The 248-nt window shown below is 30.2% G+C and carries 1 pseudogene; it reads right to left on the bottom strand.

What is annotated here, in order from left to right:
• Window positions 1-123: 123 nt before the first annotated feature.
• Window positions 124-248: pseudogene (locus HZY94_RS00015) on the bottom strand (IS30 family transposase); the annotation flags it as partial.

Below are 248 nucleotides of genomic sequence, written 5' to 3'. Positions count from 1 at the left end.
GTCTATGATAAGTAGCGTAGTCTTTATTTCTAAGAGCTAATCTCAATTCAGTTTCTTGTTGTTTATCTAATTTCAATTTCATACAATCTATTATAATTCAAAATTCGATTTTTATTTAGTATTAGTAAGAATCAGTTTTTTAACAGATCGTTTACGATTTTTCTCGTAATTAGCTTGAGCGACATCGGCTGAATAGACATATTTAAAGAGTCCTTTTCTCACTTGTTGTAAGACTTGCCCTCGCTTGA

The sequence above is a fragment of the Streptococcus danieliae genome, assembly GCF_013415245.1.
Taxonomy (GTDB): Bacteria; Bacillota; Bacilli; order Lactobacillales; family Streptococcaceae; genus Streptococcus; species Streptococcus danieliae_A.
Note: the sequence above shows the minus strand (reverse complement) of the source record. Positions and strands in the feature narration are given on the sequence as shown.